This is a genomic window from Promicromonospora sp. NPDC057138 (assembly GCF_042670845.1).
Classification (GTDB): Bacteria; Actinomycetota; Actinomycetes; order Actinomycetales; family Cellulomonadaceae; genus Promicromonospora.
Map to the genome: position 1 here is coordinate 64,590 of NZ_JBHUUX010000020.1, position 21,294 is coordinate 85,883.

Annotated in this window: 24 protein-coding genes; 11 read left to right on the forward strand and 13 right to left on the reverse strand. The window is 72.5% G+C overall.

Annotated features, from left to right (window positions below; translation table 11 throughout):
• Positions 1-6: 6 nt before the first annotated feature.
• Positions 7-1,149, forward strand: a complete 1,143-nt coding sequence (locus ACFT2C_RS13570) for an epoxide hydrolase family protein (protein WP_377207594.1) — start codon at positions 7-9, stop codon at positions 1,147-1,149.
• Here the strand turns inward: ACFT2C_RS13570 and ACFT2C_RS13575 are convergent.
• Positions 1,146-1,577: a nitroreductase/quinone reductase family protein gene (locus ACFT2C_RS13575; RefSeq protein ID WP_377207595.1), complete on the reverse strand. Its 432-nt coding sequence runs from the start codon at positions 1,575-1,577 to the stop codon at positions 1,146-1,148. The genes ACFT2C_RS13570 and ACFT2C_RS13575 overlap by 4 nt on opposite strands.
• Positions 1,578-1,731: 154 nt before the next feature.
• Between ACFT2C_RS13575 and ACFT2C_RS13580 the strand changes: the two genes are divergently transcribed.
• Complete coding sequence (locus ACFT2C_RS13580) at positions 1,732-1,887, forward strand: hypothetical protein (protein WP_377207596.1); 156 nt, start codon at positions 1,732-1,734, stop codon at positions 1,885-1,887.
• On the opposite strand, the gene ACFT2C_RS13585 is transcribed toward ACFT2C_RS13580, so the two are convergent.
• Positions 1,888-2,319 (reverse strand): nitroreductase/quinone reductase family protein, encoded by a 432-nt coding sequence (locus tag ACFT2C_RS13585; protein ID WP_377207597.1) that lies wholly within the window; start codon positions 2,317-2,319, stop codon positions 1,888-1,890.
• A 95-nt stretch (positions 2,320-2,414) separates the two neighbouring features.
• On the opposite strand from ACFT2C_RS13585, the gene ACFT2C_RS13590 reads away from it, so the two are divergent.
• Complete coding sequence (locus ACFT2C_RS13590) at positions 2,415-3,035, forward strand: TetR/AcrR family transcriptional regulator (protein ID WP_377207598.1); 621 nt, start codon at positions 2,415-2,417, stop codon at positions 3,033-3,035.
• Positions 3,036-3,080: 45 nt separating this feature from the next.
• Here the strand turns inward: ACFT2C_RS13590 and ACFT2C_RS13595 are convergent, their stop codons facing one another.
• Positions 3,081-4,004 carry a cation diffusion facilitator family transporter gene (locus ACFT2C_RS13595; RefSeq protein ID WP_377207599.1) on the reverse strand — a complete coding sequence of 308 codons (924 nt, stop codon included), beginning with the start codon at positions 4,002-4,004 and terminating at the stop codon, positions 3,081-3,083.
• On the reverse strand, positions 3,997-4,422 hold the full coding sequence (locus tag ACFT2C_RS13600) for an ArsR/SmtB family transcription factor (protein WP_377207600.1): 426 nt from the start codon (positions 4,420-4,422) through the stop codon (positions 3,997-3,999). Before ACFT2C_RS13600 ends, ACFT2C_RS13595 begins: the two co-directional genes overlap by 8 nt.
• An 89-nt stretch (positions 4,423-4,511) precedes the next feature.
• Between ACFT2C_RS13600 and ACFT2C_RS13605 the strand changes: the two genes are divergently transcribed.
• On the forward strand, positions 4,512-5,090 hold the full coding sequence (locus ACFT2C_RS13605) for a HEAT repeat domain-containing protein (protein ID WP_377207601.1): 579 nt from the start codon (positions 4,512-4,514) through the stop codon (positions 5,088-5,090).
• Here the strand turns inward: ACFT2C_RS13605 and ACFT2C_RS13610 are convergent.
• Positions 5,087-6,025, reverse strand: a complete 939-nt coding sequence (locus tag ACFT2C_RS13610; protein ID WP_377207602.1) for an NAD-dependent epimerase/dehydratase family protein — start codon at positions 6,023-6,025, stop codon at positions 5,087-5,089. The genes ACFT2C_RS13605 and ACFT2C_RS13610 overlap by 4 nt on opposite strands.
• Before the next feature lie 81 nt (positions 6,026-6,106).
• On the opposite strand from ACFT2C_RS13610, the gene ACFT2C_RS13615 reads away from it, so the two are divergent.
• Together ACFT2C_RS13615 and ACFT2C_RS13620 are read left to right on the forward strand one after the other, a co-directional pair.
• Positions 6,107-7,252, forward strand: a complete 1,146-nt coding sequence (locus tag ACFT2C_RS13615) for a mandelate racemase/muconate lactonizing enzyme family protein (RefSeq protein ID WP_377207603.1) — start codon at positions 6,107-6,109, stop codon at positions 7,250-7,252.
• Positions 7,253-7,387: 135 nt separating this feature from the next.
• On the forward strand, positions 7,388-8,170 hold the full coding sequence (locus tag ACFT2C_RS13620) for a FadR/GntR family transcriptional regulator (protein ID WP_377207604.1): 783 nt from the start codon (positions 7,388-7,390) through the stop codon (positions 8,168-8,170).
• Positions 8,171-8,273: 103 nt separating this feature from the next.
• On the opposite strand, the gene ACFT2C_RS13625 is transcribed toward ACFT2C_RS13620, so the two are convergent.
• The 4 genes from ACFT2C_RS13625 to ACFT2C_RS13640 are packed head-to-tail and all read right to left on the reverse strand — an operon-like array spanning position 8,274 to position 11,822.
• Positions 8,274-8,669 carry a universal stress protein gene (locus ACFT2C_RS13625; RefSeq protein WP_377207605.1) on the reverse strand — a complete coding sequence of 132 codons (396 nt, stop codon included), beginning with the start codon at positions 8,667-8,669 and terminating at the stop codon, positions 8,274-8,276.
• Entirely contained in the window at positions 8,666-10,216 is a 1,551-nt protein-coding gene (locus ACFT2C_RS13630) for a tripartite tricarboxylate transporter permease (RefSeq protein WP_377207606.1), read from the reverse strand. The genes ACFT2C_RS13625 and ACFT2C_RS13630 overlap by 4 nt, the downstream gene beginning before the upstream one ends.
• Positions 10,217-10,256: 40 nt before the next feature.
• Positions 10,257-10,796, reverse strand: a complete 540-nt coding sequence (locus tag ACFT2C_RS13635; protein WP_377207607.1) for a tripartite tricarboxylate transporter TctB family protein — start codon at positions 10,794-10,796, stop codon at positions 10,257-10,259.
• A 6-nt stretch (positions 10,797-10,802) separates the two neighbouring features.
• Positions 10,803-11,822: a tripartite tricarboxylate transporter substrate binding protein gene (locus ACFT2C_RS13640; RefSeq protein ID WP_377207608.1), complete on the reverse strand. Its 1,020-nt coding sequence runs from the start codon at positions 11,820-11,822 to the stop codon at positions 10,803-10,805.
• Between the two features lie 118 nt (positions 11,823-11,940).
• Here ACFT2C_RS13640 and ACFT2C_RS13645 point away from each other — a divergent pair, with 118 nt between their 5' ends.
• From ACFT2C_RS13645 to ACFT2C_RS13665, 5 genes are all read left to right on the forward strand, one after another.
• Complete coding sequence (locus ACFT2C_RS13645) at positions 11,941-12,822, forward strand: LysR family transcriptional regulator (protein WP_377207609.1); 882 nt, start codon at positions 11,941-11,943, stop codon at positions 12,820-12,822.
• Positions 12,823-13,024: 202 nt separating this feature from the next.
• Entirely contained in the window at positions 13,025-13,963 is a 939-nt protein-coding gene (gene kdgD / locus ACFT2C_RS13650; protein WP_377207610.1) for a 5-dehydro-4-deoxyglucarate dehydratase, read from the forward strand.
• A gap of 26 nt (positions 13,964-13,989) precedes the next feature.
• Positions 13,990-15,618 (forward strand): aldehyde dehydrogenase (NADP(+)), encoded by a 1,629-nt coding sequence (locus ACFT2C_RS13655; protein WP_377207611.1) that lies wholly within the window; start codon positions 13,990-13,992, stop codon positions 15,616-15,618.
• Entirely contained in the window at positions 15,615-16,943 is a 1,329-nt protein-coding gene (locus ACFT2C_RS13660) for an enolase C-terminal domain-like protein (protein WP_377207612.1), read from the forward strand. The genes ACFT2C_RS13655 and ACFT2C_RS13660 overlap by 4 nt, the downstream gene beginning before the upstream one ends.
• Positions 16,944-17,037: 94 nt before the next feature.
• On the forward strand, positions 17,038-17,451 hold the full coding sequence (locus ACFT2C_RS13665) for a winged helix-turn-helix transcriptional regulator (RefSeq protein ID WP_377207613.1): 414 nt from the start codon (positions 17,038-17,040) through the stop codon (positions 17,449-17,451).
• A 14-nt stretch (positions 17,452-17,465) separates the two neighbouring features.
• Here ACFT2C_RS13665 and bla read toward each other — a convergent pair whose 3' ends face one another.
• The 4 genes from bla to ACFT2C_RS13685 all read right to left on the reverse strand — a co-directional run bounded on the left by bla (position 17,466) and on the right by ACFT2C_RS13685 (position 21,157).
• Positions 17,466-18,434, reverse strand: a complete 969-nt coding sequence (gene bla / locus ACFT2C_RS13670) for a class A beta-lactamase (protein WP_377207614.1) — start codon at positions 18,432-18,434, stop codon at positions 17,466-17,468.
• Positions 18,435-18,657: 223 nt separating this feature from the next.
• Entirely contained in the window at positions 18,658-19,284 is a 627-nt protein-coding gene (locus ACFT2C_RS13675) for a TetR-like C-terminal domain-containing protein (protein WP_377207615.1), read from the reverse strand.
• Positions 19,285-19,437: 153 nt separating this feature from the next.
• On the reverse strand, positions 19,438-20,331 hold the full coding sequence (locus ACFT2C_RS13680) for an SDR family oxidoreductase (protein WP_377207616.1): 894 nt from the start codon (positions 20,329-20,331) through the stop codon (positions 19,438-19,440).
• Between the two features lie 76 nt (positions 20,332-20,407).
• Positions 20,408-21,157 (reverse strand): SDR family oxidoreductase, encoded by a 750-nt coding sequence (locus tag ACFT2C_RS13685; protein WP_377207617.1) that lies wholly within the window; start codon positions 21,155-21,157, stop codon positions 20,408-20,410.
• Positions 21,158-21,294: the final 137 nt, after the last annotated feature.

Genomic DNA, 21,294 nt, shown 5'->3' on the forward strand with positions numbered 1-21,294 from the left:
TTCCTCATGAGCGAGCCCGCTAGCGAGCCACGGCCCTTCACGATCCACGTCCCCGACCAGGTCCTCATCGACCTGCGGGACCGCCTCGCGCGCAGCAGGATCCCGGACGACTCGCCCCGGCGTCCGGCGTCGGGCATGAGCGCCGCGTACCTGCGCGAGCTCGTCGACGAGTGGATCGGCTGGGACTGGCGGGCGCGCGAGGCCGGGCTGAACGAGCATCCGCAGTTCATCGCCGAGGTCGGCGAGGACGCAGTGCACTTCGCGCACCTGCGGTCGGACCTACCGGACGCTCCGGCCCTGCTCGTGATGCACGGCTGGCCCCACACGTTCGCGCTGCAGCTCGACTTCGCCGACCTGCTTCCGGACTTCGACGTCGTCGTCGCCAGCCTTCCGGGGTTCGCGTTCTCCCCGACGTATGCGAACGGCGAGATGTCGGAGACGCGGCTGGCCGCCACGATGCACTCGCTCATGACCGAGGCGCTCGGCTACGAGCGGTACTTCACGTACGGCGAGGACGTCACGGCGAACGTGAGCGACCTCATCGCCGCCCGCTACCCGGACCACGTGGCCGGGATCGTCGCGACCCACGCGCACTTCCCGACCGCCGAGGAGCGGGCCGCGCTCGGCGACCCGGAGGTCACCGAGTTCTTCGACGACATCGCCGCGCGGCACCGGACCGACGGCGCCTACGGCCACGTGCAGGCCACCAGGCCCGACACGCTGGCGGCCGCGCTCAACGACTCCCCCGCCGGCCTGCTCGCATGGCTCACGGAGAAGCTCGTCGAATGGAGCGACACGCCGCCCGGCGACCCGCGGGCGGTGGAGCGGCGCATCTCGCGGGACCGCATCCTCACGGAGGCGACGATCTACTGGGCGACACAGACGATCGGGTCGTCGTTCCGCCCGTACTACGAGGGCGCCGACCAGCCCGGCCCGATCCCGCCGACGACGGTGCCCGCCGCCGTCTTCATCCAGCGGCACGAGGCGGCGTACCCCGAGTCGCTCGCGCGCCACCACTATCTCGACCTGCGGGTGTTCGACCGCCTGGAGGAGGGCGGGCACTTTACGGTCGCGGAGGTGCCAGAGGAGATGGCGGCGCGCGTGCGCGAGTTCGTCCGGTCGGTGACCGCGGGCTCAGGCGGTGGTTAGGCCTGGGGCTCGAGCCGGATGACCGGGAACTGACGGTCGGTGTGGGTCTCGTACTCCCGGGCGGCCGGCCAGTACTCGGCCCAGATGCCGTAGAGCCGCTCCCACTCGGGCGACGTCGGTCGCACTACCGTGGTGGTGGCGCGCACGGTCTGGTCGCCGACCTCGATGGTGGTCTCGCCCGGACCGTCCTCGACGTTCGCCACCCAGGCCGGGTCCTTGGGCGCCCCTGCGGCCGAGCCGCAGAGGACGTAGGCGTCGCCGTCGGACGCGGCCACGAGCGGCGTCACGTACTCCTTGGCGCTGACCCGTCCGACGTGGTGCAGCAGCACCAGGCGCTTGCCGTCGAAGTACCCGCCCGCGACGTCAGCGCCCAGCACGCCCGCGTTCGTGCGGAACGCCTCGATGATGTCGGTGTTCATGTCAGCCATCTCGTCCTCCTCTTGCCTCCGTCGGCCGGTCCGGCCGACGAAACCGGACATTACCCCCTCGGGGTCGGCTCGGATACCATCCGCCGACGACGGAGTCAGGCGTGCGTCGGCGCCTCGTGCCGGGCACGTTCGGCGGGCTCAAGCTGGAGGTCGAGTGCTCCAGCACGCTGGCGGCGTCGGCCAGGAGCCGGACCGCCCGCGGCAGGATCAGGACCGCAATGGCCAGCCCGGCGACGGCGTCTTCACGGTCGCCGAGATGCCCGCCGAGATGGCGGCGCGCGTACGGGACTTCGTCCGCTCGCTTGGCTGATCAGGATTGGGGCACGAGGCGGATGACCGGGAACTGACGGTCGGTGTGGGTCTCGTACTCCCTGGCCGCCGGCCAGTACTCGGCCCAGATACCGTAGAGCCGCTCCCACTCGGGCGACGTCGGGCGCACCACTGTGGCGCTCACGCGGAGCGTCTTGTCGCCGAGCTCGATCGTGGCCTCGCCGGGGCCCTCCTCGACGTTCGCCACCCAGGCCGGGTCCTTCGGCGCGCCGCCGAGCGAGCCGCAGATGACGTAGGCGTCGCCGTCGGAGGCGGCCACGAGCGGCGTCACGTACTCCTTGCCGCTGACGCGACCGACGTGGTGCAGCAGCACCAGGCGCTTGCCGGTGAAGTGCCCGCCCGCGACGTCGTCGCCCAGCACGCCCGCCTTGGCGCGGAACGCCTCGATGATGCCCGTGTTCATGTCTGCCATGTCGTCCTCACACATCCGTGTCGACAGCGTCGACCGTCTCGATCGACCTAACCGGACTTTACCCCGCTTACCCCGGATCCCGATAGCATCCGAGAATGAGCACACCGCTGATGTGGGGCGCGCCACAGCCCGAGCGGGCCGACGCGGCCCGCAACCGGCAGGTGCTGCTCGCCACCGCGCGCGAGCTCCTCGCCGACGGCGGCCCCGACTGCCTCACGATGGACCGGCTGGCGGAGCGCTCCGGGCTCGGCAAGGGCACGGTGTTCCGGCGGTTCGGGAACCGGGCCGGGATCTTCCAGGCCCTGCTGGACGACAGCGAGCGCGCCCTCCAGCAGGAGATCCTCACCGGACCGCCGCCGCTCGGCCCCGGGGCGCCGCCGCTGGACCGCCTCATCGCCTACGGCTCCGCCCGCATCCGCTTCCTCGCCCAGAACCAGGAGATCGCCCGGGCGGCGATCGACGGTCGCCAGCAGGGCCGCCGTCGGCCGCCGATGTCCGAGATCCACATCCGGATCCTGCTGCGGGAGCTCGAGCTGCCGTGCGCCGACATCGACCTGCTCGCCGCCCAGCTCACCTCCGCGCTGCAGGGCCCGCTCCTGCTCCAGCCCTTCGACGACCACGGGCCGGACGGCACGGCGCGCACGGAGCGCTTCGAGGCGGGCTGGCGCTACCTGGTCGAGCGCGTCTGCGCCGACGCCGGCGGCCCGGCCTGCTGAGCGGCCCTCTGCCGACCGACGACCGGGGCCCCGACTCCGGTGCTCTTACGCGTGCGTCGGCGCCTCGTGCCTCGCGTGCTCAGCAGGCTCGAGCTGGAAGGTCGAGTGCTCCACCGGCACGTCGAACTGCGTCGCGACGCACCGCTGCAGGGCGTCGAGGACGGGCGGCGCGTGCCCGTCGCGGAAGCAGGCGTCCCGCACCACGACGTGCGCGCTGATGGTCGGCAGGCCAGTCGCCACCAGCGACGCGTGCAGGTCGTGCACCGACTCGACGTTCTCCACCTCCAGCAGCCGGGCCCGGACCTGGTCCAGGTCGATGCCGGACGGCGTGGACTCCAGCAGCACGTTCGCCGAGTCGATCAGGAGCCTGACCGCCCGGGGCAGGATCAGCACGGCGATGACGAGCCCGGCGACGGCGTCGGCCCGCTGCCACCCGGTGGTCGCGATCACCACGGCGGCCACGATGACCGCGACCGACCCGAGCGCGTCGTTCGCCACCTCCAGGAAGGCGGCCCGCAGGTTGAGCGACGCCGACCTGCCGCCCGCGAGCACGAGCAGCGCTACCACGTTGCCCACCAAGCCGACGATGCCGAAGACCAGCAGGCCAGGCCCTGGCGCTTCGGCCGAGCCGGCCAGGCGGCTCACGCCCTCGACCAGCGCGTAGACGCCGACGGCGAGCAGCACGGCGGCCTGGGCCAGCGCGGCCAGGACCTCGGCACGCCGGAAGCCCCAGGTCCGGCGAGGCGACGGCGGCCGCAGCGCGAGCGACGCGGCGCCCAGCGCGATGGCGAGGCCGCCCACGTCGGTGAGCATGTGCGCGGTGTCGACCAGGAGCGCGAGGCTCCCGGTGAGCAGGGCGCCCACCGCTTGGGCCACGAAGACCGCCGCCGTGATCCCGAACGCGACCGCGAGGCGACGCCGTCCGCCCGGCACGCCGTGGGAACCGTGGTGGTGCTGGTGATCAGCCATCGATCGCGGCCTTCCCCTGGTCGTGGCGGCCGTCGTGGCGGCCGTCGTGGTCGTGGTCGACGCCGTCATCGCCGTCGTGATCGTGGCTGAGCAGCGCCACGGCGTCGCCGGTCAGCCCGAGCAGCCGCTCGGCGGACTCCAGCACCGCGAGGGTCGCCTCCGGCTGGGTCAGCGAGAACATCGACGCCCGCCCCTGGGGCCGGGAGTCGACCAGACCGCAGTCCCGCAGGCAGGCCAGGTGCTTCGACACCGTCGACTGCGCAAGCCCCAGGTGCTTGGTCAGGTCCACCACCCGGTGCTCACCGAGCGCCAGGTGCCGCAGGATCGCGAGCCGCGACGGATCCGAGAACCCGTGGAAGAGGAACGCCGCCGCGGTCTCGTCCGGTACTGCATCGCCCCTCGCCTCTATCATCGCCATATGTCGATGCTAGCACCGGGGCCAACGGCCGGCGGGCTGGCATGATCCACCCAGCACGACGAAGACCGCCGACGACGGGAGACACCGACATGACAGCCCTCATCCGATTGGTTCCTCAGGAATCTGTCGGGCGCGAGGAGATCGAGCTCCACGCGTCGCGGAACGGCTGGACCCTGATCGACGCCGGACCGCAGGACGGCACGCTCTTCGAACAGATCTGGGTGCCGGCCGACCTGGAGGCAGGCATCCACTGGGTCGAGGACGACCTCTTCAAGGTGGACTACATAGCGGTCGAGGGTCCGGACAGGGAACGGGCGGTCGCGTCCTTGCGCGCCGAGCTCCCCCTGCACACGGCAGCGTCCCTGGCCGAGGCGGGTTCGCAAAGCATCGACGCGCTCATCAAAGCGCTCCGCATGCTGGGAATCCAGTACAAGGATCAGCCGGTCGACGCCGACGCGCTCGACCTGCTCCGCCGCGCGCTGGCCGACCCGGAACCGATCGTGCGGCGAACCGCCCTGCTGGCCGCCGCGCTCCTGGACTGGCCCGAGCTCGAGGCCCCCTTGGAACACGCGAGCCTGCACGACGACGACGCCGTCGTGCGCGACGAAGCGGCGGAGACCCTCGACATCCTCCGGGACAGGATCGAGCGGGCCACGCCGCCGCGCTAGGCCGCCCGGGCGCGCCAGGCGGGCGCGGTCGCGTCCAGCAGGTCCGCCCACGGCGTCGGGCGGACGCCGAGCACGTTGCTGGTCGCGGACGCGTCCGCGACGAACGGCCGGTCGAACTGGTACAGCACGCTCAGCGCCTCCCGCACCATCGGCACGGCGAGACCCCCGGCGCGCAGCGCGATCCGCGGCACGCGCCGCAGCCGCGGCTCGCCGGTCCCGGCCCGGGCGCCGAGCTCGCGCAGCACCTCGCGGACCGTGGCCGGCGGGTTCGACGGCACCAGCCACGGCGAGCCCCAGGCCCGGTCGTCGGCGCCGAGCGCGATGAGGGTCGAGACCACGTCGTCGACGGCGGTCCAGGTGTGGGGCTGGTCGGGGTCCGCGATGACGGACGCCGTCTTCCCGGCGAGCGTGGCGGCCGCGTACATCGGCAGCAGCCCGTGCGAGGCGGGGACGGTCGGCCCGAGGTAGTCCGAGGCGCGCGCCTCCGTGACGCGCACGCGCCCGGCCTGGTGCGCGGCGAGCGCGTCGTGCCACATCCGCGCGCGGACCTCCCCCAGGGTGCCGGACGGCGCCAGCGGCCGGTCCCGCGTCATCGCGCCGCGGCCCGGGCCGTAGCCGTAGAGGTTCCCGAGGGTGACGAGCACCGCGCCCGACGCCTCGGCCGCGCGCAGCACTGACGCCGCCAGCGGCGGCCACCCGCGCTCCCACGCCGGGTACGGCCCGGGGTTCGCGCAGTTGTACAGCACGCCGACGCCGCGGGCGGCGTCCGCGAGCGCCCTGGCGTCGGTCGCGTCGAGGGTGATCCGCTGGACGCGGGGAAGCTCGGGTCCGCCGCCGGATCGGGTCACGACTCGGACAGTGCGGCCGGCCTGCGAGAGCCGGGACGCGAGGGCGGCACCGACGGGACCTGCGCCGACGACGAGATGGGTGGTCATGGGCTCAGGGTGTCATCGATATTCGTCATACAGGTTCGTCACTTGTATGATGGGCAGATCGACCCGTCGCAAAGGAGCGCCATGCCCCACCAGCCCGCCTACCAGCCCGACGCCATCCGGACCGTGCGGCTCTCGACAGCCACGCTCCCGCTGGCCACGGCCATCTCCGACGCCAAGGTCTTCACCGGCCGCCAGAAACCCATGACCGAGGTCGTCTTCCTGTTCGCGGAGATCACCACCGAGCAGGGGTTCGAGGGCCTCGGCTTCTCCTACTCCAAGCGCGCCGGCGGCCCCGCCCAGTACGCGCACGCGAAGGAGGTGGCGCAGACCGCCGTCGGCGAGGACCCGAACGACATCGCCAAGCTGTATACGAAGCTACTGTGGGCGGGCGCGTCGGTGGGCCGCTCGGGGGTGGCGACCCAGGCGCTGGCCGCCATCGACATCGCCCTGTACGACCTCAAGGCCAAGCGCGCGGGCCTGCCGCTGGCGAAGCTGCTCGGCGCGCACCGCGACTCCGTGCGCACGTACAACACCTCCGGTGGTTTCCTGAACGCGAGCATCGACGAGGTGAAGGAGCGCGCGAGCCGGTCGATCGCCGAGGGCATCGGCGGCATCAAGATCAAGGTCGGCCTGCCCGACGGCGCCCGCGACCTCGCGCGCGTCGCCGCCGTCCGGGAGCACATCGGCCCCGACGTGCCGCTCATGGTCGACGCCAACCAGCAGTGGGACCGCGGCGCCGCCCTGCGCATGGGCCGGCGGCTGGAGGAGTTCGACCTGGTGTGGATCGAGGAGCCGCTGGACGCGTACGACGCCGAGGGCCACGCGGCGCTGGCCGCCGCGCTGGACACCCCGATCGCCACGGGCGAGATGCTCGCGTCGGTGGCCGAGCACGAGCGCCTCATCGCGACCCGCGCGTGCGACATCATCCAGCCGGACGCCCCGCGCGTCGGCGGCATCACGCAGTTCCTGCGCCTGCTCACGCTCGCCGACCAGGCCGGGCTGGACCTCGCGCCGCACTTCGCGATGGAGATCCACCTGCACCTGGCCGCCACCTACCCGCGCGAGCCGTGGGTGGAGCACTTCGACTGGCTCGACCCGCTGTTCAACGAGCGGCTGGAGACGAAGGACGGCCGCATGCTCGTCCCGGACCGCCCGGGCCTCGGCGTCACGCTGAGCGACCAGGCCCGCGCGTGGACGACGGACAGCGCGACCTTCACCCGAAACTGACCCGCGCTCTGTTGGTCACCCTCCGTTGGTCACCCTCCGTTGGTCGAGCTTGTCGAGACCCCTCACCAGGTCTCGACAAGCTCGACCCGCGGGGTCGGCGACACCCGTCACGGCAACTGATGGAAGCATGAGGACATGGCCCAGACCCTGAGCGGCAACCTGGTGGAGGCGCTGCGGACCCGCATCGTCAACGGCGACATCCCCCCGGGCGAGAAGCTGCCCAGCGAGCCGCGGCTCGCGACCGAGCACGGGGTCAGCCGCACGGTCGTCCGTGAGGCGATCGCCCGGCTGAACCTCGAGGGCCTGGTCCACACCCGGCGCGGCAGCGGGAGCTATGCGCTCACTCCCCCGGCCGGCGACGCCGACGGCGGCGCCCGCCCGCTGGCCCGCTCGCTGGAGGACCGGCTCGCCCTGGTCGAGTACCGCCTGGCGCTGGAGTCCGAGGCCGCCGCGCTCGCCGCGACTCGGCGCACGCCGGCCCAGCTCGCGGCGCTGGCCGACCGGCTCGACTCCCTAGCCTCGTCCGGCGGCCACCCCGCCACGGCCATGCGGCACGACTTCGCCTTCCACCGGCTCGTCGCCGAGGCGTCGGCCAACCGGTTCCTGCTGGAGGCCCTGGACCGGCTGGGCCCGCAGATGATCGCGATGCCGCGCGGCCGGCTGGACCGGCACGCGGGCGCACGGGGCAGCGACGCACACCGCGACGACCCTCACAGCGACGACGCACGCGGCAGCCAAGCACACGGCAGCGACCTGAAGGACGGCGGCCGTTTCGCCGCCGTCGTGCAGGAGCACCGCGCCGTCCTCGCCGCCCTGGAAGCCCAGGACCCGCTAGCTGCGTCCGCGGCGATGCGCGTCCACCTCACAGGCTCCCGCCGCCGCCTCCTGCAGGAGTCGGCCGCGACGACGAAGCCCTGACCCTCTCCCCCGCGGCCGCCCGCTGACGCCGAACGTAGGCCTGGTCGCTTTATGTGGGCTCATAGAGCGACCAGGCCTACGTTCGACGACGGCCGGGACCGTTTCAGCGCGCCGGCTTGACCGCCAGGACCGGGTGCTCCGCCTGCAGCAGGATCCGCTGCGACACCGAGCCCATGATGAACTTGCCCACCGTGCTGCGCCGCCGCAGGCCGATCACGATCAGCGAGGCGTCGTGCTTGTCGGCCAGGTCGAGGATCTCGTCGGTGAAGTCGTCGCGGTGCGTACCGCGCACCACCTCCGCCCGCACCCCGGCGTCCTCGGCCTGGGTGAGCACCCGGGACAGGTCCTCGTCGGTCGCGACGGTGGTCTCGACCAGCGAGCCCTCGCGCGCCGAGTTCACGACCAGCAGGTCCTCACCGCGCAGGGCTGCCTCGGTGATTGCCGCTCCCACGGCGGCCTCCCCGGCGGGAGTGGGGACGTAGCCCACGACGATGCTCATACTGACTCTTCCTCTCGGTTCTTGGCGGGCACGTCGCTCGCCGACGCCGACGACGCCGCCCCCGCCGTCGTCCGGCCGCGGACCGACCGGACCAGGGGCAGCACGGCCACCACCACGAACACCACCAGCAGCGTCGCGGAGATCGGGCGGGTGAAGAAGCCCGCCGCGGAGCCGTCGAACATCAGCAGCGAGCGCCGCAGGCTGTCCTCCAGCAGCGAGCCCAGCACGAACGCGAGGACGAGCGGCCCTGGCTCGAAGCCGAACTTCTTCATCAGGTAGCCGACGGCTCCGAAGACGACGACCAGGAGCACGTCGAACACGGAGTTGTTGATCGTGTAGGCGCCGATCATGGTGATCAGTGCGGTCACCGGGGCGAGGATCGCCGAGCGCACCCGCAGGATGCGGACGAAGACGCCGACCAGCGGGATCGACATGATCAGCAGCAGCACGTTGCCGATGTACATCGAGTTGACGACGCCCCAGAACAGCTCGGGGTGCTCGGTCACGAGCTGCGGGCCGGGCGTGATGCCCTGGATCAGCAGCGCGCCGAACATGAGCGCCATGGTGGCGTTGGCGGGGATGCCGAGCGTCAGCAGCGGGATGAACGAGCTGGTGGCGGCGGCGTTGTTCGCCGTCTCCGGGCCGGCGACGCCCTCGATGGCGCCCTTGCCGAACCGGCTCGGGTCCTTGGCGCGCTTCTTCTCGGCGGCGTAGGCGGCCATGGAGGCGATGGTCGCGCCGCCGCCGGGCAGGATGCCGAGGAAGAACCCGAGCACGGACCCGCGGGTCACGGCGCCGGAGGACTCGCGCAGGTCCTTGCGGGAGGGCCAGACGTTGGCGACCTTGCCGGGCGCCTGCACGGCCCGGTGCCGCTCCTCCAGGTTGTAGAGGATCTCGCCGAGCCCGAACAGGCCCATCGCGACGGGGACGAAGTCGATGCCGTCGGCGAGGCTCAGGTTGTCGAACGTGAACCGTTCGGCGCCCGTGAAGGCGTCGCGCCCCACGGTGGCCAGCAGCAGCCCGATCCCGGCGGCGATCAGCGCCTTGACCCGCGCGCCGGACGCGATGGTCGAGACCAGGAGGATGCCCAGGAGCGCGAGCGCCGCGTACTCGGGCGGCCCGAAGTCGAGGGCGAAGCCCGCCACGAGCGGCGCGAGGAACGTCAGCCCGATGATCCCGACGGTGCCGCCGATGAACGAGCCGACGGCGGCGACGCCGAGCGCGGTGCCGGCCCGCCCTTGCCGGGCGAGCGCGTGCCCGTCCAGGACGGTGACGACGGAGCTGGCCTCGCCGGGCAGCCGGAGCAGCACAGAGGTGATGGTGCCGCCGTACTGGGCGCCGTAGAAGATGCCGGCGAGCATGATGATCGCGGTGACCGGCTCCACGCCGTAGGTCAGCGGGAGCAGGATGGCGATGGTGGCGGCCGGGCCGAGGCCCGGCAGCACCCCGATGAGCATGCCGATGACCACCCCGACCAGGCAGTACAGGAGGTTCGTCGGTTCCAGCACGACGGCGAACCCGGCGAGGACGTTCTGCAGCGATTCCACGTGCGATTCCCTTGCGGATCAGATCTGGCGAGCGGTGCGGTCAGAACAGGTGCGGGACGTTCGTGCCGAGCGCCCCGACGAACACCCCGTAGAGCGCCCCCACGACGAGCACCGAGTACAGGACAGCGGAGCGCCAGGACTCGCCGCCGAGGAACTTCATCCAGACGAGGCTCAGCAGCAGGGCAGGGATCTCGAAGCCGATCACGGGCAGCAGCGCCACGAGCCCGAGGAGGGTCGCGAGGCCGGCCAGCGAGAGCCACGAGTACCGGGAGAACTTCTCCCCGTCGCCGCCCCGGCGTCCGATCAGGATCTGGGCGAGGGACAGCACCACCACGGCGACGCTGATCGCCAGCGGCCAGAGCCCAGCCCCCGGCCGCGCGGGCGTGCCGAGGCCCATGGCCACCGCCCCCACCACGCCGGCCACGCCGACGCCGGCGGTCACCACGCTCGCGGCGAGGTTCGCCACCGGGCCGGCGGCCGGCTGCGCGTCGTCGTCGGCCAGTGCCCCGGCCGGGACGGCCGGGCTGACCGGTCCCGCCGGGTCGACCGGTCCCGCCGGCTGAGCCGCTGCCGTCTCCACGGCCGCTCAGCCTTCCGCGAGGTCGATGTCGTACTCCTCGGTGAGCGCCTGGTACTTCTCGCCGAGCTCGGTCCACTCCGTGGTGACCTCTTCGCCGGAGATCTCGTGCGGCGTGAAGAGGTTGTTCTCGTTGAACTCCTGGTAGGTGTCCGTCGCGATGGCGGCGTCGATCGACTTGACGAGCCGGGCCTTGACGTCCTCGGGCAGGCCCTTGGGCGCGGCGACGGCGCGGTACTGCGAGACGGGCACGTCGTAGCCCTCCTCGACTGCGGTCGGCACGTCGGGCAGGAACTGGTTGCGCTCGGCGGAGAACGCCAGCAGCGGCACCACGTTCCCGGCGTCGATCTGCGGCTTGGCCTCGCCGAGCTGCACCGTGGCCACCTGCACCTGGTCGCCGACGACGGCGGTGAGCGCGGGCGAGCCCGAGTCGAACGGGACGGCGGTGCCGTCGATCTCGGCCTGCTTGAACAGCACGGCCTGCGCGAGCTGCGAGCCGGTGCCCACGCCGGTGGTGCCGTACTTGATCTCGCCGGACGCGTCCTTGAGGTCGTCGAGGCTCTCGAAGCCGGACTCCGGGCTGGCGATCAGCACGTAGTCGTCCTGGGAGAGGCCCTTGAGCACGTCGAGGTCGGCAATGTCCACCGCCTCGTCCTCGGACACCGCCAGGGGCGTGATCGTGATCAGGGAGGCGTTCAGCATCACCAGCTCGTACCCGTCGGCGGGCTTGCCCGCGACCTCCTCGGTGGCCAGGGCGCCGTTCGCCCCCGCCTGGTTCACGACAGGCACCGCCACCCCGAGGTCGTCCGCCATGCCCTCGGCCACGGCGCGGGCGATCACGTCGGTGGAGCCGCCGGCCTCCGCACCCACGGAGATCGTCACGGGGCCGGTCGGGAAGTCGGCACCCTCGCCGCCGCCCGAGGCACCCACGTTCCCGCCGCACGCGGCGAGGGTCAGCGCGGCACCGGCGGCGGTGGCGGCCAGCAGGGCCCTGCGGGTGCGCGGGATCCTGCGCGAAAGAGGTGTCATCACAGCTCTCCTCATTGAGATCTTGAAGGGTGTCGGGAACGTCCGGCGTTGAGCATAAGAAGCCCATACGATGCCTGTCTAAGCCTCTTACTGCATTGCTTGATTCTCGGAAGGCATCGTGTACACCCTCGACCAGGTCCGCTGCTTCTTGGCCGTGGCGGAAGAGCTGCACTTCGGCCGCGCCGCCGCGCGGCTCAACATGACCCAGCCGCCGCTGAGCCGTCAGGTCCAGAAGCTCGAGCGCGCCGTCGGCGTCCCGCTCCTGGAGCGGGACAACCGCCATGTCGAGCTGACGACGGCGGGCACCGTGTTCCTGGCGGAGGCCCGCCGCCTGCTGACCGCCGCCGACGCCGCCCCCGCGCTGGCCCGGAAGATCGCCGCGGGCAGGGCCGGCGTGCTGCGCCTCGGGTTCACCGCCGCCTCGGGCTTCAGCCTCCTCGGCACGCTCGTCCAGGAGATCGCGGAGCTCATGCCCGACGTCGACCTCGACCTGAAGGAGCTCGTCACCATCGAGCAGATCGAGGCGATCCGCCGCGGCGAGCTCGACCTGGCGCTCGGCCGGCCGCCGTTCGACCAGGAGAGGTTCGACTCCCGGCTCCTGCTGTCCGAGGACCTCGTCCTGGCCGTGCCCGACGGCCACCCCCTGACCCGGCTCGACCGGCCCGTCGTCGTCGCCGACCTGCGCGAGCAGCCGCTGATCGGGCACCACCCGACCAAGGCCCGCTACTTCTACGACATGGTGGTGCGGTACATCGCCGTCGAGCACGCCAACGTCGTGCACGTCGTCAGCCAGATCCTGACCATGTGCTCGCTGGTCGCGGCGGGGCGCGGCGTGGCATTCGTCCCGGAGTCGGCCCGCCTGCTGGGCCTGCCCGGCGTGACGTTCGTCGAGCTGGGCGACGTCCCGCACGGCGTCGTAGAGCTGCACGCCATCTGGGACCGAACATCAAGAAACCCGGCCCTCCACAACGTCCTGGCCCACCTGACCGACCCGCGTTGAGTGCTGGCTATTTGTTGGCCGGAGGCCTCCCGGACCGCAAATAGCCAGCACTCAACGGAGGGCGGGCGGGACGTGATGCTGGTCAGGTATCAACCGATGCAACATCGGGGTTGGACAGGCATCGTGACGGCTTCTTACGTTGGCGGCGGACCATAACCGGACCAGCACGCCATCGCCGACGTCTGTCACAGGAGGGGCCACCTTGGCCACGTATGCACCCCAGGAGCTCGCCGTCGCCCTCAAGGACGGGCTGCTGTCCTTCCCCGTCACCCCGTTCGACGGGGACGGGGAGATCGACGAGGAGCGCTACCGCGAGCACATCGACTGGCAGTCGGGCTTCGAGATCGGCGGCCTGTTCGCCGCGGGCGGCACGGGCGAGGGCTTCAGCCTGACGCCGCAGGAGTCGGCCCGCGTGGTCCGGCTCGCCGTCGAGACCGCCGCCGGGCGCACGCCGGTGCTCGGCAGCGCGGGCGGCAACACCGCCCAGGCGATCCAGAACGCCCGCGCCGCGCAGGACGCCGGAGCCGACGGGCTCCTGCTGCTGCCCCCGTACCTCACCGAGTGCGACCAGGACGGTCTGCTGGAGCACGCCTCCGCGGTGTGCGCCGCCACGAGCCTCGGGGTGATCGTCTACAACCGCGGCAACGCCGTCTACTCCGCGCGGACCGTCGCGCGGCTCGCCGAGCGGCACCCCAGCTTCATCGGGTTCAAGGACGCGATCGGCGACATCGAGCAGCTCACCCGCGTGCACGCCGCCAACGGCGACCGGCTCTTCTACCTGGGCGGCCTGCCCACCGCGGAGACCTTCGCCCTGCCGCTCCTGCAGCTCGGCATGAGCACGTACTCCTCGGCCATGTACAACTTCGTGCCCGAGTTCGCCCTGGCGTTCTACCGTGACGTGCGCAACCTCGACCAGGCGGCCGTCACCGAGAAGCTGCGCCGGTTCGTGCTGCCCTACCTCGACATCCGCGACCGCGCCAAGGGGTACGGGGTGTCCATCGTCAAGGGCGGCATGACGGCGATCGGCCGCGACATGGGCAGCGTCCGCGCGCCCCTGCAGGACCTCACCACGCAGGACCTCGCGGACCTCAGCGCCCTGATCCACGTCGCCGGGGTGCGTCCCGCCGACCTGGCCGGCTGACCCACACGTTCCGAAGGAGACACGGCATGACGACCGAGCCGACCACCCAGACGACCCCGACGACCCCGACCACCCCGCTCACCGGCCACTCGATAGTCGCCGGCTCGCCCCTGGTGGGCACGGCGGGCACCGTCGCCGGGCAGGACCCGGCCACGGCCGAGGCCCTCGAGCCCGCCTACTCGCTCCTCGACGACGCACAGGTCGCCCGGGCGACCGCCGCCGCGCGCGACGCCTTCGCGTCGTTCTCCGCGCTCGCGCCCGAGCCCCACGCCCAGTTCCTGGAGCAGGCGGCGGCGAACATCGACGCCCTGGGGCCCGACGTCGTCGCACGGGCCATGCGCGAGACCGGCCTCCCGGCGGCCCGCCTCACGGGCGAGCTCGCCCGCACCACCGGCCAGCTCCGCCTGTTCGCGCAGGTCGTACGCCAGGGCGACCACCGCGGCGTGCGGATCGACCCGGCCCTGCCCGACCGCGCTCCCCTGCCCCGCGTCGACATCCGGCAGCGCAAGGTGCCGCTCGGCCCGGTGGCCGTGTTCGGCGCGAGCAACTTCCCGCTCGCCTTCTCCACCGCCGGCGGCGACACCGCCTCGGCGCTCGCGGCCGGCTGCCCCGTGGTCGTCAAGGCGCACAACGCGCACCCGGGCACCGCCGAGCTCGTGGGCCGCGCGGTGGCCGACGCCGTCGCGCAGTGCGGCCTGCACCCCGGCGTGTTCTCGCTGGTCTACGGGCCGGGCAACGCCGTAGGCCAGGCCCTCGTGACCGACCCGGCGATCCAGGCCGTCGGGTTCACCGGCTCCCGCGGCGGCGGCCTCGCGCTCGTCCAGGCGGCAGCGGCCCGCCCCGTTCCGATCCCCGTCTACGCGGAGATGAGCTCGATCAACCCCACGGTCCTGCTCGACGGCGCCCTGGCCGGCGACGTCGACGCCCTCGCCGCTGCGTACCTCACCTCGGTGACGGGCTCCTCGGGCCAGCTCTGCACCGCGCCCGGCCTCGTCTTCGTGCCGGACGGCGCCCGCGGCGACGCGTTCGTCGAGGCGGCCGGGCGCGCCGCCGCTGCCGCCGCCGGGCAGACCATGCTCACCGGCGGCATCGCCGCGGCCTGGCAGCACGGCGTGGACACGCTGGCCGCCCAGGACGGCGTGCGGCTGGTCGGCGCCGGCTCCCCCGGCGAGACCCGCAACGCCCCCGCGCCCGCCGTGTTCGCCAGCGCCGTCCCGACGCTGCTGAGCAACCCGGTGCTGCAGGCCGAGATCTTCGGCGCCGCGTCGCTCGTGGTCCGGTATGCCGACGCCGACGAGCTGCTGTCCGCCGTCGAGCGGCTGGAGGGGCAGCTCACCGTGACGCTGCACCTCACCGAGGCCGACCGCGAGACCGCCGCCCGCCTGCTGCCCGTCCTGGAGCGCGCGGCCGGCCGCATCCTCGCGAACGGCTGGCCGACCGGCGTCGAGGTGGGGCACGCGATGGTGCACGGCGGGCCGTTCCCCGCGACGTCGGACTCCCGCAGCACCTCCGTGGGGACGCTCGCGATCGAGCGGTTCCTGCGCCCCGTCGCCTACCAGAACCTGCCCGACTACCTGCTCCCCGAGCCGGTCCGGTCCGACAACCCGTGGCACCTGACGCGGCGGGTCGACGGCGTGCTCGAGGGGGCGCAGTGAGCGCCCACCCCACGATCGCGCGCGTCGAGGTGGTCCCCGTCGCGGGCCACGACTCGATGCTGCTCAACCTGTCCGGCGCGCACGGCCCGTTCTTCACGCGCAACATCGCGATAGTCACCGACTCGGACGGCCGCACCGGGCTCGGCGAGGTACCCGGCGGCGAGAAGATCCGGGCCACCATCGAGGAGGCGGGCCGGCTCGTCGTCGGGCAGCCGGTGGCGCGCTACCGCAGCCTGCTGCGCTCCGTCTCGGCCGCGTTCGCCGACCGCGACGCGGGCGGGCGCGGCGCCCAGACCTTCGACCTGCGCACCACCGTGCACGCGGTCACCGCCCTGGAGTCCGCGCTGCTGGACCTGCACGGCCAGGACCTGGGTGTGCCCGTGGCCGAGCTGCTCGGCGACGGCGCCCAGCGCGCGGCCGTGCCGATGCTCGGCTACCTCTTCTACGTGGGCGACCCGGGCGCCACCGACCTGCCGTACCTGCGCGGGGACGACGAGTCCGACGCGTGGGGCCGGCTGCGCCGCGAGCAGGCCATGACGCCCGACGACGTCGTGCGCCTGGCCGAGGCCGCCCAGGAGCGCTACGGGTTCACCGACTTCAAGCTCAAGGGCGGCGTGCAGGCCGGCGACCAGGAGGTGGACGCCGTCGTCGCGCTCAAGGAGCGTTTTCCCGACGCCCGCATCACGCTCGACCCCAACGGCGGCTGGCCGCTGGCCGAGGCGATCCGGCTCGGCGGCCGCATGCGCGGCGTCGTCGCCTATGCCGAGGACCCGTGCGGCGCCGAGGGCCGGTTCTCCGGCCGGGAGGTGATGGCCGAGTTCCGGCGCGCGACGGGCCTGCCGACCGCCACCAACATGATCGCGACGGACTGGCGCGAGCTGGCCCACGCGGTGCGCGCGGGCGCCGTCGACATCCCGCTGGCCGACCCGCACTTCTGGACCATGGCCGGCTCAGTGCGCGTGGCGCAGCTCTGCCACGAGTTCGGGCTGACCTGGGGGTCGCACTCCAACAACCACTTCGACGTCTCGCTGGCCATGTTCACGCACGTCGGCGCGGCGGCGCCCGGCACGATCACCGCGCTGGACACCCACTGGATCTGGCAGGACGGCCAGGGCCTGACGACGGCACCGCCGCAAATCCGCGGCGGCGCGATCCAGGTGCCGACGACGCCGGGGCTCGGCGTCGAGCTCGACCGCGAGCGCCTGGCCGCCGCCCACGAGCTGTACCTGCAGCACGGGCTCGGGGCGCGCGACGACGCCGTGGCGATGCAGTGCCTGGTCGAGGGATGGGAGTTCGACCCGAAACGGCCGTGCCTGGTCCGGTAGTGGCGCCCGCCCCTGGACCGATACTTACTGTTGGTGTGATAACAGACTGGAGAGCCTGTATTCTCCCGGTGACGGCGAACGGGAGGCGGACGAGATGGCGACACCGAGAAGGATCAGCGGGCCGTGCCAGGCATGGCCCGAGGAGAGCGCGTTCATCCGCGAGGTGCTCGACCGGATCGGCGACAAGTGGAGCGTCCTGATCATCAGCACGCTCGGCGCGGAGCCGCTGCGCTACTCCGACCTCCAGGCGAGCATCCCCGGGATCTCGCAGCGGATGCTCACCGTGACCCTGAAGGCCCTGGAGCGCGACGGCCTGCTGACTCGCACCGCCTACCCGGAGGTGCCGCCTCGCGTCGAGTACGCCCTGACGAGTCTCGGCCGATCGCTGGTGGACGCCGTCATGACGCTCGCGGGCTGGGCGGCCTCGCATCACGAGGACGTCGCCGCCAGCCGACGTGACCACGAGCTCACCGGGGTCGGCCGCGAGAAGTCGGCCCACGCCGTCTAGCTCGCTCGTGCGTCTCAGCGCCCCAGGGCCTCGACCGCGACCGCCGTGACCTCTGCCAGGAGGGCGTCGGCAGGCTCCGCGTCCGGGTCCTCGGTCTGGGTGAGGACCGCGAGCACCAGGGGCTCGCGACCGGGCGGCCAGACGACGCCGATGTCGTTCCGGCCGCCGTTCCCCGAGGTGCCGGTCTTGTTGCCCACGACCCAGCCGTCCGGCACGCCCGCGCGGATCGTCTCGGCACCGGTGACGCTGCCCCGGAGCGCCTCGACCAGCACCCTCCGGTCGTCCTCGCCCAGGACGTCGCCGAGCACGTAGGCCCGCAGGTCGGCCGCGAGCGCCTCCGCCGTGCTGGTGTCGCGGTCGTCACCCGGAGCGACCTCGTTCAGCTCGGGCTCGTAGCGCGCCGACACGGTCGTCTCGTCCCCGATCGCGCGCAGCGCGGCCTGCATGCCCGAGGGCCCGCCGAGAGCGTCGAAGAGGAGGTTTCCGGCCGTGTTGTCGCTCTCCTCGACCGCCGCGTCGATGATCTGGAGCATCGTCATCCCGTCGCCGACGTGCTGTTCGGTCACCGGCGAGTACTCCACCAGGTCCTCGGCGTCGAACATGACCACCTTCCGCAGGTCCGCCGCGCTGCTGCGCTCCAGGACCGCTCCGGCGGCGAGCGCCTTGTACGTCGAGGCGAAGGCGAACCGCTCGTCCTCGCCGTGGGCGGCGACGCGCCCGGTGCCGGTGTCCACCGCGTACAGGCCGACGTCGGCGTCGTACTTCTCCTCGAGGCGGTCGACGGCGGGGCCGACGTCGGCCCGCGGCGGCGTGGGGCGCGGAGTCGCCGTCGGCGTCGCTGTCGGCGTCACCGGCGCGGTCGCTCCCGGTGCCGGCGGGCCGGGCGCCCGGCCCGGGCCGGCGTCGTCCATCGTGCAGGCGGTCAGGAGCAGCGCGGCCGAGACGACGAGTACCGCCGACCGTCGCAGGTTCAGGTAGCTCACACGAACCGACTCTCGTCGACCATGCGGCTGCTGCCAAAGAGCCTGCCCGGCGTGGCAGCAGATGCATGGGAGATCGCACACCCCGCCCGACAGATAGACGGCGGCCCTGGCACCCCCAGAGTGCCCGGACCGCCGTCGACCAGGTCCTACCGTCGGTCAGACCGCGGCCGACTCAGCTACCTTCTCCCGGGAACCGTTTTTTCGCCCGTTGGCGCCGGCGGGGTCAGCGCTGGGCGATGCCGCCCAGGAGGTTGCGCACGAGGGCATCGACAAAGCTGTCGGTGATCGGCTCGTCCGGGATGAGGAGGCGGTGGTAGACGGCTCCCCAGAGCTGGTCGATCACCACCCGCACGTCGACGTCGTCCCGGATCTGCCCCCGCTCCTGTGCACGCCGGAGGCGCTCCGCCGCCAGGCCGCGCCGCCCGGACGAGTACAGGGACCGGTACGCGACCGCGAGGTCCTTGTCCGTCTGTGACTCGCCGATCAGCTCCGCGAGCACCCGGCCGGCCGGGGTGGTGGTCATGAGGCGGACGAACGCGTGCAGCTGCTCGAGCAGGTCCGCACGGATGTCGCCCGTGTCGGGAAAGGCGAGCGTCGGCTGAACCGCGTGGAAATACCCGTCGAGGGCCAGCGCGCCCCTGGAGGGCCACCACTTGTACAGGGTCGTCTTGCTGACGCCCGACAGGCGCGCGGCCCGCTCGAACGTCAGGTCGGCCATGCCCTCGCTGAGCAGCACGTCGCCCACGGTCCGCAGCACGTCGCCGCGTACCTCGTCGGCAGGGCGGCGTCCGCGGCCTCGGCTGCGGGTGCCCGGTTCCTCGACGACGGAAGCCGTCGGATCCTTCTCCACGATTGTTCTCCTTCTGGATCCCTGGCACCGGCCTCGGCGGCGTCCGCCAGTCTAGGTCGGCCTGGTCTTCATACCGCTGAGCAGGGCGTTCGGCACGCGGGGCCCCGGCCCGGACGTTCGCGGGGCCCCGCTGCTGCTGGTCGCTACTGCTGGTCAGTACTGCTGGATCGTGAGCAGGTCGCCCAGGCCGACGCGGTCGAGGAACTCGCGGCGGGTCGAGTCGGCGAGGTCGGAGACCGCCTCGGAGCCGTCGTTCGCCGGGTCGATGTGCACCCGGTACGGCCGCTGCCCCACGGGCAGGGCGACGATGCGGGCGATCTCGTCCGAGACCAGGGAGGCGGTCGCACCCTCGGGGGCGAGGGCGGCGAGCTTCTCGGCGACCTGGCCCATGAGACCGGCGTACCGGGTCTCGTACGCGGCCTCCACCTCGCCGTCAGCCGGGTGGCCCGCGTGCGCGAAGTGGTTGGTGCCACTGGTGAACGAGCCGGGCACCACGATCGACGTCTCCACGCCCCAGCGGGCGAGCTCGGCGGCGTACGACACTGCGAGGGAGTCCATACCGGCCTTGGCCGCGAAGTACGGGGCCAGGTACGGCGGGGTGCCGCCCTTGACGCTGGTGCTGGACACCCAGATCACGAGCCCTTCGCCACGCTGGCGCATGCTGGGCAGCGCCGCCCGGTTCACGCGCTGGGTGGAGAGCACGTTGACGTTGTAGAGCTCGGCGAGCTGCTCCGGCGTGAATGCCTCGGTCGGCCCGACGACCATGTGGCCGGCGTTGTGGATCAGGACGTCGATGCGGCCGTGCTCGGCCTGGATCTGGGCGATCGCGCGGTCGACCGACTCCTGGGAGTTCACGTCGAGCTCGATGGCGCGCAGGTCCACCCCGTGCTCCGTCGAGTAGGCCTGCGCGGCCTCGACCTGGGGCGCGTTGCGGCCTTCGGTCTGGCGCATGCCCGCGTAGACGGTGTCGCCGGCGGAGGCCAGGGCGCGGGCGGTGAGGGCTCCGAAGCCCGAGGAGGCTCCGGTGATGACGATGACGTTGTTCATGGCGGTTCCTTCTTTCTGGTGGTCTGTCTGGTGATCCGGCTGATGATCTGGTGGTCCTGGGGGTGGCGGCCGTCGATCAGGCGAGGCCGCCGTTGGTGTAGATGACCTGGCCGTTGACCCAGCGCGCGGGTCCGGCCAGGAAGGCGACGGTCTCGGCGATGTCCTCGGGCTGGCCGAGCCGCTGGAGCGGGACGGCGTTGGCGAGGTTCTGGATCGTCTGCTCGTCCTTGCCGTTCAGGAACAGCGGCGTGGCCGTGGGGCCGGGCGCGACGGCGTTGACGGTGATGTCCTTGCCGCGCAGCTCGCGGGCCAGGATCAGGGTGATGCTCTCGACGGCCGCCTTGCTGGCGACGTACGCGCCGTAGGTCGGGAACTTGGTGCGGGTGACCGACGTCGAGAAGTTGACGAGCGCGCCACCGCCACGCAGCCGGTTCGCGGCGAGCTGGGAGACGACGAACGTGCCGCGGATGTTGGTGCGGTGCATCCGGTCGAGGTCGGCCAGGTCGAGGGTGGCGATCGGCGAGAGCAGCATGATGCCGGCGGTGTTGACGACGACGTCGATCCCGCCGAACGCGGCCTCCGCGGCGTCGAACGCGGCCGCCATCGCGACCTCGTCGGCGACGTCCCCGCCGACGGCGATCGCCTGCCCGCCGGAGGCCTGGACCTCGGCGACGACCTCCTCCGCCCTGGCCTTGTTGCCCGCGTAGTGGACCGCGACGGCGAAGCCGTCGGCCGCGAGCCGCTCCACGACGGTGCGGCCGATACCGCCGGACCCGCCGGTGACGAGGGCGACGCGAGGGCTGCTGGTGCTGGTGCTGGTGCTCATGATTGCTCCTGGGGGTTCCGATGGGATCCGATGTGGACTGTGCGTTCATATAACCACGGATGTGTACGCCGCGTCCATATCTTCGGACGAACCAATTTCGCCGAGAAAAGTCAGCGGCGGTCGAGGCGCCCCAGAGC